At 64.2% G+C, this 14,581-nt stretch carries 14 protein-coding genes; 9 read left to right on the top strand and 5 right to left on the bottom strand.

The features are described from left to right. The first annotated feature begins 68 nt into the window (after nt 1-68). Complete coding sequence (locus ACCD03_RS20170) at nt 69-632, top strand: YbhB/YbcL family Raf kinase inhibitor-like protein (protein WP_316673373.1); 564 nt, start codon at nt 69-71, stop codon at nt 630-632. A 20-nt stretch (nt 633-652) separates the two neighbouring features. On the opposite strand, the gene ACCD03_RS20165 is transcribed toward ACCD03_RS20170, so the two are convergent. The 5 genes from ACCD03_RS20165 to ACCD03_RS20145 are packed head-to-tail and all read right to left on the bottom strand — an operon-like array spanning nt 653 to nt 4,675. Next, entirely contained in the window at nt 653-946 is a 294-nt protein-coding gene (locus ACCD03_RS20165; protein WP_413412678.1) for a DUF971 domain-containing protein, read from the bottom strand. Then, nucleotides 933-1,892 carry a HEAT repeat domain-containing protein gene (locus tag ACCD03_RS20160; protein WP_413412677.1) on the bottom strand — a complete coding sequence of 320 codons (960 nt, stop codon included), beginning with the start codon at nt 1,890-1,892 and terminating at the stop codon, nt 933-935. Before ACCD03_RS20160 ends, ACCD03_RS20165 begins: the two co-directional genes overlap by 14 nt. Before the next feature lie 7 nt (nt 1,893-1,899). After that, the gene (locus ACCD03_RS20155) at nt 1,900-2,166 is read right to left on the bottom strand and encodes a ferredoxin family protein (RefSeq protein ID WP_004627681.1); all 267 of its coding nucleotides are present in this window, start codon (nt 2,164-2,166) and stop codon (nt 1,900-1,902) included. Nucleotides 2,167-2,168: 2 nt separating this feature from the next. Then, nucleotides 2,169-3,893: a fumarate reductase/succinate dehydrogenase flavoprotein subunit gene (locus ACCD03_RS20150; protein WP_413412676.1), complete on the bottom strand. Its 1,725-nt coding sequence runs from the start codon at nt 3,891-3,893 to the stop codon at nt 2,169-2,171. Beyond that, nucleotides 3,890-4,675, bottom strand: a complete 786-nt coding sequence (locus ACCD03_RS20145) for a GntR family transcriptional regulator (protein WP_413412675.1) — start codon at nt 4,673-4,675, stop codon at nt 3,890-3,892. Before ACCD03_RS20145 ends, ACCD03_RS20150 begins: the two co-directional genes overlap by 4 nt. 217 nt (nt 4,676-4,892) lie before the next feature. Here ACCD03_RS20145 and ACCD03_RS20140 point away from each other — a divergent pair, with 217 nt between their 5' ends. The 8 genes from ACCD03_RS20140 to ACCD03_RS20105 form a co-directional block, all read left to right on the top strand. After that, nucleotides 4,893-5,819, top strand: coding sequence for a helix-turn-helix domain-containing protein (locus tag ACCD03_RS20140; RefSeq protein WP_413412674.1), 927 nt, complete (start codon nt 4,893-4,895; stop codon nt 5,817-5,819). A gap of 271 nt (nt 5,820-6,090) precedes the next feature. After that, nucleotides 6,091-7,080 (top strand): ABC transporter substrate-binding protein, encoded by a 990-nt coding sequence (locus ACCD03_RS20135; protein WP_045201882.1) that lies wholly within the window; start codon nt 6,091-6,093, stop codon nt 7,078-7,080. 102 nt (nt 7,081-7,182) lie between these two features. Further along, nucleotides 7,183-8,772 (top strand): sugar ABC transporter ATP-binding protein, encoded by a 1,590-nt coding sequence (locus ACCD03_RS20130; RefSeq protein WP_413412673.1) that lies wholly within the window; start codon nt 7,183-7,185, stop codon nt 8,770-8,772. Next, nucleotides 8,769-9,818 (top strand): ABC transporter permease, encoded by a 1,050-nt coding sequence (locus ACCD03_RS20125; RefSeq protein ID WP_045201880.1) that lies wholly within the window; start codon nt 8,769-8,771, stop codon nt 9,816-9,818. The genes ACCD03_RS20130 and ACCD03_RS20125 overlap by 4 nt, the downstream gene beginning before the upstream one ends. After that, on the top strand, nt 9,815-10,888 hold the full coding sequence (gene yjfF, locus ACCD03_RS20120; RefSeq protein WP_253534942.1) for a galactofuranose ABC transporter, permease protein YjfF: 1,074 nt from the start codon (nt 9,815-9,817) through the stop codon (nt 10,886-10,888). Before ACCD03_RS20125 ends, yjfF begins: the two co-directional genes overlap by 4 nt. A 225-nt stretch (nt 10,889-11,113) precedes the next feature. After that, nucleotides 11,114-12,688, top strand: a complete 1,575-nt coding sequence (locus tag ACCD03_RS20115; protein ID WP_045201877.1) for a methyl-accepting chemotaxis protein — start codon at nt 11,114-11,116, stop codon at nt 12,686-12,688. A 109-nt stretch (nt 12,689-12,797) separates the two neighbouring features. After that, a complete protein-coding gene (locus tag ACCD03_RS20110) occupies nt 12,798-13,772 on the top strand; it encodes a helix-turn-helix domain-containing GNAT family N-acetyltransferase (RefSeq protein ID WP_413412672.1) in 975 nt (324 codons plus the stop codon). Between the two features lie 35 nt (nt 13,773-13,807). Then, nucleotides 13,808-14,581 (top strand): arylamine N-acetyltransferase family protein (locus ACCD03_RS20105; protein WP_413412671.1); only part of this gene is annotated, 774 nt, incomplete at its 3' end.

The following is a 14,581-nucleotide window of genomic DNA, read 5'->3' as shown; positions in this document are numbered from 1 at the left end:
CCGCGCACGGGCGGCGCATTCGCGTATTGTGGTGCCCGTTCGCCGCCCTTCCTGCCAGGAGACCTGCCTTGAAGCCAACCCTGTTTCGCGCGTTGTTGTCGCTGGCGTGCCTGTCGGCCGTGCCGCATGTGTATGCGCAGGCTGACACCACGTTTACCGTCGAGTCGCCCGCGTTTGCCGACAACGGCGTCATGGACCGCAAATACGCCGGCAAGAACCCCGCCAACGCCAACTGCACGGGAGACAACATCTCGCCGCCGCTGCACTGGTCCAACGTGCCCACCGGCACCAACAGCCTCGTGCTGATCGCCTCCGACCCGCAGGGCGCGGGCGGCCTGGGCGTGAACCACTGGATGGCCTACGGCATTCCCGCGACCCAGACGAGCCTGCCGGAAGGTGCCGGCACCGGCGGTGCCTTGCGCATGGGCCAGAACGCCATCGGCAAGCCGGCCTACCTCGGGCCGTGTCCGCCCAAGGGCACTGGCATGCATCACTACGTTTTCCTGCTGATCGCCACGGATCTGGCGCCGGACGCGCTGCCCAATGGGCTCACGCGTGCTGAACTGGATGCGGCAATCAAGGGGCATAGCAAGGGCGTCGCTGCCTGGATTGGCCGGTTCGGCAACTTCTGATGGATGCAAGCCCGCCAACGTCAGCCCGCCACTGCAGTTGCAGCAATCGCCGCCAGATACGCCCACGGATAAATGCCGCGCGCATGCCCATCGCTGAACACCAGTTGCACGCCGTAACCAGCGGGCGCGACGGTGGTGACGCGCACGTCGGCCGGCACGTTGATCGGCGTGCCGTGATGGCGTTTGAACTGGCACTCCGCACAGCGGCACGCCTCGCGCAATGCAGCGTGGTCGAGTGCGACAACCGCGTCCGCCCAGTGCAGGCGCAACCGGCCTTGTGCGATGTCGTTGTCGATGTGCTCAGGCGGCTGCACGGGCGCCCTCGATCTGTGCCAATGCGATTCGCACGGCCTTGACGACTTCCGGGTCGCTATCGGTTTCTGCGCTGCGTAGGGCGGGCAGGGCAGAGACTTCGCCGATCTCTCCCAGCGCGAGTGCAGCTTCCTTGCGCAGGTTGCTGATCGGGTGCGCGAGCAGCGCGGCGAGCGCATCGACGGCATGCGCGGCGCGCCACCGGCCAAGCGCGCGGGCCGCCTGCAGGCGGACTTGCCAATACGAATCGGCCAACGCCTCGACCAGCGCTTGCGTGACGTGCGAGTCAGGTGCGAGCGCCCGCAGTTTGCCGAGCGTGCTTGCGCTTTCCTCGCGCACGCGCCAGGCGGTGTCGTGCAGCGCATCTAGCAGCGCGGGCAGTACGGCGGCATCGGTGGCAAGGCCGAGGGCACCCACTGCGGCACGTCGCACCTCGGCATCTGCGTCATGTCGCGCGCGTTCCGCCAACGCAGGCAATGCGCCCACATGCTTGCGCCAGCCGAGCACCGCTACGGCCTCACGGCGCACGGCGGCGTCGGCGTCCTGCAAGGCGTGCAGTGCGGGCGCTTCGCTCTCGGGCACGCGCAACTCACGAAGCCCACGCAACGTGGCGGCGCGGACAAAGGCGCTCGCGTGGTCTACGTAAGGCAACAGCGCAGCCGCGGAGTCGGGCGATTTCAAATCTCCAAGGCCGAGTGCTGCGGCGTCGCGCACTGCGGCATCCGCGTCTTCCAACGCACGGGCGAGTGCGGCCACCGTATCCGGCTGCTCCCACGTCGCGAGGATGCGCGCGGCTTCCAGGCGGACCTCCGGCGCGGGGTCGTGCGCAAGCAGCGCAATCGCGTTGGGCAAGACGTCGGCGTCTTCCGCATCGGCAAGCTGGAGGAGGGCAACGCGGCGGGTTGCGGCATCCGCGTTGTGCAGGCGCGCCAGGAGGGTTGTCGTCATCGTCACCTCAACGCAGCAGATACGGGATATCGACCTTCACCGCGCCGGTCGGGCAATCCTGCTCGCAGGGCATGCAGTACCAGCATTCGTCGAATTGCATGAAGGCCTTGCCCTTGGTCAGATCGATGGCGAGCAGGTCGAGCGGGCAGACGTCGACGCACACCGTGCAGCCTTTGTCGGCAATGCATTTGGCTTCGTCGATGGTGACGGGCGCGCTGCTGCGCGAGGTGATGTCGTGCGGGGTGTGGGTGAAATGAACGGTCGTCTGTTGCATGGTCATGCAGCCTTCGGAATGCGCAGGTGCGCGTAGGAATCGGTGCCGAGCACGTCGACAGGGATGACGTACGGTTCGATGGCCTGCTTGCGGCTGGCCATGGCGCCGTGCGCGTCTTTGTACAAGCGCGTGTGGCAGAACCAGTTGGCGTCGTCGCGTTCGGGGTAGTCCACGCGGTGGTGATACAGGCCCCAGCGGCTTTCCGTGCGGAAGAGCGAAGCGCGCACGGCCATCTCTGCGCAATCACGGATGAAGCTGACTTCCATCGCGCGCATCAGTTCGTGCGGGTTGCGCGCGTGCAAGTGCGTGATGTCTTCGGCAATTTCGTCGAAGCGGCGCAGGCCGATCTCCATCTTGCGCGTGACCTTGGGTGGCTGCAGGTAATCGTTCACCATGCGGCGCAGCTTGTATTCCACCTGCGCGGGAGCCAGGCCATGATCGCGCTGCAGCGGCGCAAAGATGCGCGCGCGCTCGCGGGCGATCTGTTCGTCGTCGATGCGGGCGTCGGCTTGCCGGGCGGCGATGTAGCCCGCCGCGTTTTGCCCCGCAAACCAGCCATACGTGAACGCGCCGAGCATGTAGTTGTGCGGCACCGCGGCCATGTCGCCCGCCGCGTAAAGGCCCGGCACGGTGGTTTCCGCTCGCGCATTCACATACACGCCAGACGCGCTGTGCCCGCTGCAGAAGCCGATTTCAGAGATGTGCATCTCCACCATCTGCGTGCGGTAATCGGTGCCGCGTCCGGCATGGAAGCGGCCGCGGCTGGGGCGCTCGTTGGTGTGCAGGATGGTCTCGATGGTCTGGATGGTTTCTTCGGCCAGGTGGTCGAGCTTGAGAAACACCGGGCCCTTGCCGCCCTGCAGCTCCCGGTAGAACTCCCACATCATCTGGCCGCTCCAGTAGTCGCACTGGATGAAGCGCTCGCCGCGGGCGTTGGCGGTGTAGCCGCCCAGCGGGCCGGTCACATACGCACACGCGGGGCCGTTGTAATCCTTGATGAGCGGGTTGATCTGGAAGCATTCCAGGTTGGAAAGCTCTGCGCCCGCGTGATACGCCATCGCGTAGCCATCGCCGGCGTTCGTCGGGTTCTCGTACGTGCCCATCAGGTAGCCGGACGACGGCAAACCAAGCCGTCCAGCCGCACCGCAACTCAGCACCACGGCCTTTGCACGCACCACGAGAAAATCTGCCGTGCGGCAGTCGAAACCGAGCACGCCGCAGGCCGCCCCATCGGCATCCGTCAGCACACGCGTGACGACAATGCGGTTCGTGATCTCCACCCGTGCACGCTTGAGCTGCCGATACAGCACCTTCTTGATGTCGTGCCCCTCGGGCATCGGCAGCACGTAGCTGCCCATGTGATGGACCTTCTTGACGGCGTAGTCGCCGGTTTCGTCTTTCTCGAACTTCACGCCCCAGCGGTCGAGCTGCTCGATGGTGGCAAAGCTGTGCTGCGCATAGGCATACACGCCCGATTGATCGACGATGCCATCGTTGGCCAGCGTGATTTCGCGCGTGTATTGCTCCGGCGTGGCATGCCCCGGAATGACCGCGTTGTTCAGCCCATCCATGCCCATCGAGATGGCGCCGCTGCGTTTCACGTGCGCCTTGTCGATCAGCAGCACGCGCAGCGCGGGGTTGCGTTCTTTTGCCTTGATGGCCGCCATCGGGCCGGCCGTGCCGCCGCCTACGACGACGAGGTCGTACTCCAGTTCCAGCGTGTTCATACGGTGCCTTGCAAAGGGAGGATGGATTGCGCGTGCGCCGCCACGTGCCGGTCCAGCCGAAGCCGGTACTGGAAGGCGTCGCCGCGAAAATAGAGGCGTTCAAAGTCGATGGGCGTGCCTTGTGCGTCATGCGTCAGGCGCTCCACACGCAGCAGCGCTGCGCCTGCGCCCGTGTCGATTGCGGTGGCGGTGACGTGGTCAGCCAACGCCGCATCGAGGGCCAGCGTGGCGTGGCCGAGCGCTACACCTGCGTCCTGCTCCAGCACAAGGAACACATCGCGCGTGACGAGGTCCGCCCGGGCGACGATGCTGCCAAGTGCGTCCGGCAGCCACGTCACCTCAAGCGACACCGGCACCTGATCCAGCAACCGCACGCGATGCAATTCCGTGACGGCCGTATCGGGGGCCAGTTGCAGCGCCTGCGCCACATCGGTTGGCGCAGGCACCGTTTGCAGCTTCAGCACGCGGTTGCGAATGGCGTGACCTTGTGCCGACATCGCCTCTGCAAAGCCCTGCAGCGCCGTCACGTTCTGAAACGCCTTTGGCTGGCTCACAAACGAGCCTTTTCCGTGGCGGCGGAAGATCAGCCCTTCGTTTTGCAGATCGGCCAACGCCTGACGCACGGTGATGCGGCTGGCGTTGAAATGCGCGCCCAGAGCCGCTTCTGAGGGCAGCAACGATGCCGGCGCGTAGTGGCCGTTGAGAATGCCCTCGCGCAGCGCGCCCTTGATGCGCTCATAGAGCGGCAGGGCCGGTTGGCGGTGCAGATTAGAGGTCGTCATCGGGCACGGAACTCGTCATAACAAGTGCGCCCAGTGTAAAAAGCAGACGTATGCAGCGGAACGAAGCTTTTTCGATATGCATGCTCGGTTTCTGGCATACGCCGCCGCTATAGTTGCGAGATTGTTTTGGGCCACCCGCGCGCCGTGCACGTGGGCCGGCATCAGATGTACGGAGCGCCGCGTCTCAGACGGCGCACGAAAACAACGGATACGGGTGATGGACCAGGGCGCACGCCTGCAAGATTTTTCCGCCGGCTTTGCTGACACATTGCGGCAAGCCATGCACGACGTCGACTTCGAGTGGCTCTCGTTTGGCCTGATGGAATACATCGGCGAGGCGGGCAAGCAGCGGGGCGAGCAACGCGTGCTCTACAACACCAATTCCCCCGCCGGGTGGGAAGAGCGCTATCTGGAGCAGCGCCATTTCGAGATCGACCCGCGCATCGCTCTGCAGGGGGACTGCGGCTTGCCCCTGGCATGGGACATCCCTTACCTGCGTGAGCGCGTATGTGCCGACCCTCGCATCGAAACCTTCTTTACCGACCTGGCGCGCTTCAACCTGAATAGCGGCATCGTGTGGGGCGCACCATTGCGCCATCAGATGACGCCGCGCTCCACCTGGATCGTCTTCTGCAGCCTGTCTTCATCCAAGACCGATCGCGCCTGGATGAACGACACGGTGATGGGTGGCGCCATGCGCATCATCGTGCGTGCCTGCACGCATCTGGAAGAGGCCCGCGACAGCGCGCAGCGCAACAAGGAGATCGCCACACGCGCATCGCTACCCGCGCACGTCCTGCGCCGCGTGATGGAGTTTGTGGAAGCCAACGTGACGCAGCCCATCAGCGTGCGCGACATGGCCGACATTGCTGACTTGAGCGTGCATCACTTCGCTCGCAGCTTCAAAGAAGCCAGCGGCCGCACGCCGCACCAGTACGTGACCGAGCGCCGCCTGCAACTTGCCAGCCGTCTGCTGACCGAGACGCGCATGTCCGTCCTGGAGATCGCAACCGCGGTGGGCTTTGAGAGCGCGAGCCACTTTGCGCTGGTCTTCCGCCGCCGCCAGGGCCTGTCGCCCAATGACTTCCGACGCCAGCGCGTGGCGTTCTCGCACGTGGCGGCATCGCTGGCGGAATCTCGCTGAGCAGGCTGCGCGGCTGCCATCGCTGCGCGCGATTTTGGTGCGCTGCACGATGTTCAACCGCCCTGTCTGATATCAAAAGCGATATCAGTTGGCCCCCAAAAAAACATTAGACGGTCATGTCAGGCAGTCAATACCATGGCTCACCACGAATCACCGGCAAGGGAAGACGGGCGCCACATGCCGGATTTGACTCGTGTACCGCGTTGCAAAGACGACGTGCGCAGCCCCGGGGGCAGTCACCGGCTGCGTCCCACCATAACGGAGACAAACGATGGAAAAAACGAGCGCTGCGAGCGCCAGACGGACCGTGTTGACCTTCCTGGCCGCAGCCGGCGTGCTGCTGGTCACGGGCTTTACCACAGTGGCTCACGCGGCTGACAAGTCGTTCACCATGGGCTTTGCCCAGGTGGGTGCAGAGAGCGAATGGCGCACCGCCAATTCGGAATCCATCAAATCGACGGCCAAGGCGCAGGGCGTGAACCTCAAGTTCTCCGACGCGCAGCAGAAGCAGGAAAACCAGATCAAGGCGATCCGCTCGTATATCGCGCAGAAGGTCGACATCATTGCGTTCTCGCCAGTGGTGGAATCCGGTTGGGACACCGTGCTGCAAGAGGCCAAGGCCGCCAAGATTCCGGTCATCCTCACTGACCGGGGTATCGACAGCAAGGACCCCTCGCTCTACACCACCTTCATCGGTTCGGATTTCGTCGAGGAAGGCCGCAAGGCGGGCCGCTGGCTGCTTGAGAACGTCAAGCCCAAGGGCGGCGACGTGAACATCGTCGAGCTGCAAGGCACCGTTGGCTCTGCGCCCGCGATCGACCGCAAGCGTGGCTTTGAGGAAATCATCAAGGCCGATCCGCACTACAAGATCATCCGCTCGCAAACGGGCGACTTCACCCGCGCCAAGGGCAAGGAGGTGATGGAAGCCTTCCTCAAGGCCGAGGGCAAGAAGATCAACGTGCTGTTTGCGCATAACGACGACATGGCGATTGGCGCCATCCAGGCCATTGAAGAGGCCGGCCTCAAGCCGGGCAAGGACATCACCATCATCTCCATCGACGGCGTGAAGGGCGCGTTTGAAGCCATGATGGCCGGCAAGCTGAACGTCACGGTGGAATGCAGCCCGCTGCTCGGGCCGCAACTGATGGATACCGCGCGCGCCGTGCTGGCGGGCAAGACCGTGCCCAAGCGCATCGTCACCAAGGAAGGCATCTTCCCGATGGACGTGGCGGCCAAGGAGTTTCCGAACCGCAAGTACTGAGTGAGTACTGAGCTGCGTTCGCAAGCCCTTTGCTGAACTGGAGCATGCCGGCAGGGCGGGTGACTCCGCCTTGCCGGCATGCACCATCAACAGGTGACATCCATGTCGGATCACGTTGATCATGCCGCCGCGTCAGATGCCCGTGGCGCGTTGCTGCACATGCGCGGCATCTCCAAGAACTTTCCTGGCGTGCAGGCGCTGGCCGGGGTCGATTTCCGCTTGTTTCCCGGTGAAGTGCATGCCTTGATGGGGCAGAACGGCGCCGGCAAATCGACGCTCATCAAGGTGTTGACCGGTGTGGAGGCGCCCGATGCAGGCGAGATCCTGCTCGGCGGTCAGCCCATCGCTCCGGGCTCGCCGCTGGAGGCGCAAAAGCTCGGTATCAGCACGGTGTATCAGGAGGTCAATCTCTGCCCCAACCTGACCGTGGCCGAGAACATCCACATCGGCCGCTTCCCCATGCGCATGGGCAGCATCGACTGGCGCGCCACCAACCGCGCCGCGCAGGCGCTGCTGGCCGATCTGAACATCCACATTGACGTGACGCTGCCGCTGTCGCTGTATCCGGTGGCCATTCAGCAGATGGTGGCAATTGCGCGCGCGCTATCCACCGAAGCCCGCATCCTGATCCTGGACGAACCGACCTCCAGCCTGGACGACGACGAAGTGGCGCGCCTGTTTGCAGCCATTCGCACGCTCAAGGCGCGCGGCATGGCCGTGCTGTTCGTCACGCATTTTCTGGAGCAGACCTACGCCATTGCCGACCGCATTACCGTGCTGCGCAACGGCCGGCTGGAAGGCGAATACGCTGCGCGCGATCTGCCGCAACTGCAATTGATCAACAAGATGGTCGGGCGCGACATTGATGCAAGCCGCTTCGAGCGCACCGAGGTGCCGCCGGTGGATGACACCGCGCCAGCGTTCCTGACCGCGCGCGGCATGGGCCGCCGTGGCGTCGTGCAGCCGCTCGATCTGGACGTGCGCCCCGGGCAGGTGCTGGGCCTGGGCGGCCTGCTGGGCTCGGGCCGCACCGAGACCGCGCGCCTGCTGTTCGGCGTGGATCGCAACGATGCGGGCTCGATCAACGTGCAGGGCCAGTCGCATCAGTTCAGCTCCCCGCGTGACGCCATCCGGCAGGGCATCGGCTTCTGCCCGGAAGACCGCAAGACCGAGGGCATCATTGCCGAGCTGTCAATTCGCGAGAACATCATCCTCGCGCTGCAGGCCAAGCGTGGGCTGTTCCGCTATCTGCCCAAGAAGCGCCAGCGCGAAATTGCCGACCAGTACATCGCCCAACTGGGCATCAAGACGCCCGACGCTGAAAAGCCGATCGGCCAGCTCTCGGGTGGCAACCAGCAGAAAGCCGTGCTCGCACGCTGGCTGGCGACCGACCCGGCCATGCTGATCCTGGATGAGCCCACGCGCGGCATCGACATTGCCGCCAAGCTCGACATCATGGACCTGGTGACCGCGCAGTGCCGCAAGGGCATGGCCATCCTGTTCATTTCCAGCGAGCTGCCGGAAGTGCTGCGTGTGAGCCACCGGCTGGCCATCCTGCGCGATCGCAAGAAGGTGGGCGAGCTTGCCGGCCCCGATGTGACCGAAGACAACCTGTGCCACGTGATTGCCGGCGGCGACGTGCCCGCCAGCCGGTCCACCACCCAGTCCACCACCACCGGAGGCGCCGCATGAACTCCGCCAACCTGCGAGCGCTCACCGGCCACCGATTGTTCTGGCCGTGCGTGACGCTCCTCCTGCTGTGTCTGCTCAACGCGTGGTTCAACCCGCATTTCTTTCACCTCGACATCCGCGGCGGACACCTCTACGGCAGCCTGATCGACATCCTCAACCGTGCCGCGCCGCTGATGCTCATATCCCTGGGCATGACGCTGGTGATTGCCGTGGGCGGCATCGATATTTCAGTGGGCGCGGTGGTGGCCATTTCCGGTGCCATTGCCGCATCGCTCATCGGCGGCACGTTGGTAGTGCAGAACGGCTTGCCCGTGTATGTGACCAAGGTGCCGCTGCTGCTGGCGCTGTTGGCTGCCGTGGGCGCAGCGCTGGTGTGCGGCCTGTGGAATGGCTTGCTGGTGGCCGGTGCAGGCATGCAGCCCATCATTGCCACGCTGATCCTGATGGTGGCCGGGCGCGGCGTGGCGCAGCTCATTACCGGCGGGCAGATCATCACCGTCTACTACGAGCCGTTCTTCTTTGTGGGCAACGGCTATCTGTTTGGGCTGCCGTTCGGGCTGTACATCGCGGCCGCTGTGCTGGGCCTGCTGCTGTTGTTGATGCATCGCACGGCGCTGGGCCTGTTTATCGAGGCCGTCGGCATCAACCCGGTGGCCGCGCGGCTTGCGGGGCTCAACACCAAGGCGCTGCTGTTTGGCATCTACGGGTTCTGCGGTGCCATGGCCGGCATTGCCGGACTCATCATCTGTTCGAACGTCAAGAGCGCGGACGGCAATAACGCCGGGCTGCTGCTGGAGCTTGACGCCATCCTTGCCGTCACGCTGGGCGGTACCTCGCTGGTGGGCGGCAAGTTCAGCCTGTGGGGCAGCGTGATCGGCGCGCTCATCATCCAGACGCTCACCTATGCGATCTACTCGATGGGCGTGCCGCCCGAGATCAACCTCGTCGTGAAAGCCGTGGTGGTGTTTGCCGTGTGCCTGGCGCAATCGGAGGCGTTTCGCGGCATGTTCTTTCAACGCCAAAGCCGTGCAGGGGCGCAGTCATGAGAGTCAATCCACGGCGCTTGCCGTTCTACGTCACGCTGTTCCTGTTTGCGCTGCTGTTCGGCTTTGGGTCTGTGACTTACACGGGCTTCTTCAGCGTGCAGGTGTTTCTCAATCTGCTGATCGACAACGCGTTTCTGATGGTTGTTGCCATCGGCATGACGTTCGTCATTCTGTCGGGTGGCATCGACCTGTCTGTGGGGGCGGTGGTGGCGCTGACCACCATGATTTCCGCCGCGCTGGTCGAACATCATGGCTGGTCGATTGGCGTGGTGGTGCCGCTGGTGCTCGCTGTCGGGTGCCTGTTCGGCTTGATGATGGGCGTGCTGATCCAGGTGTTCCGCATCCAGCCGTTTATCGTCACGCTGGGCGGCATGTTCCTCGCGCGGGGGCTGTGCTACCTCATCAGCATTGATTCGATCAGCATTACCGACCCGATCTACACCACGCTGTCGCAATACAAGATCCAGGTGGGCGGCGGCAACTACGTGTCGCCCAGCGTGGTGATTGCGCTGGTGGTGTTTGCCGCTGCGGCGTGGCTCGCGCATTGCAGCCGCTTCGGGCGCACGGTCTATGCGTTGGGCGGCAATGAACGCTCCGCCTTGCTGATGGGCTTGCCGGTGGCGCGCACGCGCATCCTCGTCTATGTGCTCAGCGGTTTCTGCTCGGCACTGGGCGGTGTGCTGGTCACGTTCTACATGCTCTCCGGCTACGGGCTGCATGCACAGGGCATGGAGCTGGACGCCATTGCCGCCACCGTGGTCGGCGGCACGTTGCTTACCGGCGGCGTGGGCCTCATCAGTGGCAGCGTGGTGGGCGTGCTGTTGCTGGGCGTCATCCAGTCATTGATCACCTTTGACGGCACGCTCAGCTCCTGGTGGGCGCGCATCGCCATTGGGGTGTTGCTGTGCGTGTTCTGCCTCATGCAGCGTTTTCTGGGGCGCGCGCAACGCGGGGTGTCGGTGCCGCCGTCCAGCCCGCACAAGCCTGTGCGGCGCCCGAATGAAACGACCAAGGACGCAGCGCCGTCGGCCATCGTCATGCGGTCGCACGCCATGCCGCCGTTCAACTAGGCACGCGCGCTCGTGCTGCTCGCAGTCGGTCCGTCACACGTACGGACCGACCCTCGAATGTCTCCCCCAATGCACCCGAACCGCCAATGCATGCACCGATGCAGGGCGCGATGCGGGCGCTTTGACTCACGCACTTAAGGTATTTCGCGGCCTACCGATATGCAGATGTAGAACATCCATAAATCCGGGGCACGTGCCTCCGGATAAACAAGTCGGGGGGAAATCATGCCGTCTATCGTGCATTCGGTGCGCTTCAAGTTGCTCGGGGCGTTTGGTCTGTGTCTGGTGCTGCTGCTGGCCACCGGTGTGTTTGGGGTACGCGGCCTGATGCGCCTGAACGCCAACATTAACGCCGCATATACCAGCAACACGCTGCCCATCGCGCAGCTTGCCGAGCTTCGGACGGCCCAGCTGGACATACGCCTGCAACTGCGGCGCGCGCAGGTCTTCACTGACGATGCCGCGCAAGTTGCAGCGGCCGTGCGCACCATCCGCACGGATCTGGATCAGATCAATGGCGCGTGGAAGCAGTACTACCCCGCCAGCGTGACGAGCGAACAGGAACGCGATGTCGCCAGCAAGGTCAACGATGCCCTGCCGCAATTCAACACGGCCACGAACGAAGCGATTGAAGCGCTGCAGGCAGGCCAGCACGACGTGGCCGCGCAAATCATCAACCGCCACGCCCGTTCTGGACAAGCCGTGAGCGACCTGCTCGCAAAGGACATTGCCATCAACCTGCAGCAGGCCAAGTTGGCTGTCGATGACAGCGAAGCCACCTACCACTCCATCTTCACCATGGCTGTTGTGCTGGTGTGCGCTGGGTTTGCGGTGGGCGTGGGCATGTGCTGGTATCTGCTGCGCGCGATCTCTCGCCCGCTGAGCCGCGCGGTGGACGTTGCCAATCACATTGCCGGCGGGCGGTTGGAAAACAACATCGTGATCGACACGCAGGGCGAGTTTGGTGAGCTGCTGGCCGCACTGCGCTCGATGGATCGACAGTTGACCGAGACGGTGCGCGGCATCAAGGTATCGGCCGAATCCGTGACGGTGGCTTCCAAGGAAATTGCAGCCGGCAACATTGATCTGTCTGCCCGCACGGAACAGCAGGCCGCATCGCTTGAGGAAACCGCGTCGAGCATGACGCAGTTGACCGAGACCGTGAAACAGAACGCCGAGAACGCCGCCCAGGCCGACAGCTTGGCCGCCAGCGCCAGCACCATCGCGCAGGCGGGCAACGAGGCCGTGCAGGCCATGGTCGGCACGATTGACCAGATCAGCACCAGCTCGGGCAAGATCTCCGAGATCACGGGGCTGATTGAAGGCATCGCCTTCCAGACCAACATCCTCGCGTTGAATGCCGCAGTGGAAGCCGCGCGCGCTGGCGAGCAGGGCAGGGGCTTTGCCGTCGTTGCCAGCGAGGTGCGCACGCTTGCGCAACGCTCGGCCTCTGCCGCCAAGGAGATCAAGGGGCTGATTGGCGATTCCGTTGCCGTGGTGCAGGCGGGCTCGCAACAGGCGGCTGCGGTGGGTGAGACCATGAGCGAAGTGAAAGAGGCCATCCGCCGCGTATCGGAGATCGTGGCCGAGATTGCCGCCGCCTCTGCCGAGCAAAGCCGGGGCATCGAGCAGGTCAACCAGGCCGTCACGCAGATGGACGAAGTCACGCAGCAGAACGCCGCGTTGGTCGAGCAGGCTGCAGCGGCAGCGCAATCGCTGGAAGAACAGGCGACGACGCTGCGCCGCGCGGTGTCGGTATTCCGTCTGTCGGATGGAGCCGGTCGGCCTGCGTTTGCCTGAGCACCGGCGACAAGTCTCTTAGGCGCTGCCCGCCACGGCACCGCCGAGTCTTGAAAAGGTTGTTTCGTGCAACTATATTGGTTGCGCGAAACAACTAGTCGAGGCCGGTGTGGATTTCATTGAAGCGCCCACGCAATCACGCGAGCAGACCATCCGCGAACTGCGGGAGATCTCGCGCAAGCTCGTTCGCGAACTCGGCTTCATGCGCAACACGCTGGCTGAAAGCGATCTGCCGCCGTCTGCGGTGCACGCGATCCTGGAGATTGCCGGCACGCCCGGCATCCAGGCACGCGACTTGGCCGAACGCCTGCGGCTGGATAAATCCAGCACCAGCCGTCAGGTCACCCGGCTGGAATCCGCCGGGCTGGTCGAACGCCGCACCTGCGCAGACGACGCCCGATCTTCCGAACTGCACCTCACCAAAGACGGCCAGCAACTGCGGCGCAAGATCGACGCCTTTGCTTCCAGCCAAGTCTCCAATGCGCTGCGACACCTGACGCCGGCAGATCAGCAACGACTCGTCGCTTCGCTGTCGCAATACGTCAGCGCGCTGGCTGATGACAACGACCACAAGCCGGCGCAACCTCCCGCCGATGCCGGCCCCCAGATCGTGCAAGGCTACGTGCCCGGCTGCATTGGCGATATCGCCAGCCTGCATGGCCGGTTCTATGCGCAGCACTGGGGGTTTGGCGTGTTCTTCGAGCGCCGCGTCGCCAAGGAGCTGGCCGACTTTGCGCAATCCCTGCCCGACGCCAAGAAGGCGCTCTGGCTATGCGTGGAAAATGGCCGCAGCCTTGCATCCCTCGCCATTGACGGCGACCCGGACACGCGCGTTGCACACCTGCGCTGGTTCATCGTGGATGATTCACTACGTGGCACCGGCGTTGGCCGTAAGCTCATGTCGCAAGCCATGCGCTTTGTCGATGAGCGCTTTGACGAGACCTACCTCAACACCTTCAAGGGCCTGGATGCCGCCCGCCACCTCTACGAATCGTTCGGCTTTCAACTCACGCAGGAAGAAGCCGGCACGCAGTGGGGCAGCACCGTAACCGAACAGCAATTCCGCCGCCGCAAAGAGGGCTGACGTTGCGTCGCCCCCGGCGCACAAGGAGACAGCACGTGACATCGCAACTCAATCTGGATGCCTACTTCAACCGCATCCAGTGGGGCGGCAGCACCCGCCCCAGCTACGACACGCTCGCGCAGTTGGTGCACGCGCACATGCGGCACATTCCGTTCGAGAACCTCGACGTGTTGCTCGGGCGCGGCATCCGCATCGACCTGGAAAGCCTGCAGAACAAGCTCGTTCACGCACGCCGCGGCGGCTACTGCTTTGAGCACGCCACGTTGTTTGCCGCCGTGCTGGAGCGGCTTGGCTTTCAGCCCACGCGCCACTCGTCGCGCGTGATCATCCAGACGCCGCGCCCCGAGGCGCCCCGCACCCACATGTTCCTGACGGTGCCGCTGCCCGAGGGCACCTTTGTCATCGATCCGGGTTTCGGCGGGCTGGCGCCTCGCGTGCCTGTGCCGCTGGACGGCACGCAAGCCAATATCGATGGTGAACTGCACTGGATGGCGCGCGATGAAGATCGCTGGATACTCCGCGCCCAGGTACGCAGCGACACGCCCGTCGACGCCTGGGTTACCACGATGGAGCAGGACTACCCGATCGATTTCGAAATGGCGAACCACTACACGAGCACGTATCCGGCGTCGCCGTTCATGAACCGCATCCTGATGCGGTCATTGACCGACGAAGGGCGCGTGACGGTGATGAACCGGGATGCCACGATCTGGCGCGGGAATACGCCGCACAGGTTTGAACTGGAAGACCGGCGCGCGTTGCGGGGGCTGTTGGCGGAGTACTTTGGGATTGACTTGCCGGAGGTGGAG

It is taken from the genome of Ralstonia sp. Ralssp135, from assembly GCF_047304345.1.
Lineage (GTDB): Bacteria > Pseudomonadota > Gammaproteobacteria > Burkholderiales > Burkholderiaceae > Ralstonia > Ralstonia chuxiongensis.
This window is presented reverse-complemented; position numbering and strand designations above follow the sequence as displayed.